The organism is Pseudomonas sp. Je.1.5.c, assembly GCF_051129895.1.
GTDB lineage: Bacteria > Pseudomonadota > Gammaproteobacteria > Pseudomonadales > Pseudomonadaceae > Aquipseudomonas > Aquipseudomonas urmiensis.
In genome coordinates this window covers 1-255 of sequence record NZ_JBCPSP010000122.1, presented here as the reverse complement: position 1 = coordinate 255, position 255 = coordinate 1, and the positions used below count along the sequence as shown (strand labels likewise).

Annotated in this window: 1 protein-coding gene; it reads left to right on the top strand. The window is 65.1% G+C overall.

The features are described 5' to 3' along the window. Positions 1–255: hypothetical protein (locus AAZU54_RS27405; protein WP_434727911.1), on the top strand; the 255-nt coding region annotated here is incomplete at both ends.

The window sequence follows — 255 nt, the reverse complement described above, 5'->3', positions numbered from 1 at the left end:
GCAAGACCTACAGCAGCGCCTGGATTGCCTTCTCCAGCGATGCCTGGCCGCCGAGCGTGCTCAATGCCTACCGCGATGGCAAGGCCCCGCCCGAGCGCTTTCAGGTGCTGGACCTGGCCCAGGTGCGTAATGCCCCTGGCGAACTGGGCCTGGCGATGACCCCGGACGCCCTCAAAGTCGATCGCCAAGTCCTGGAATACGCCGAACAACTGCCCGGCGACTTCGACAGCGTGCATGGCTTTCACAGCCGCTTCC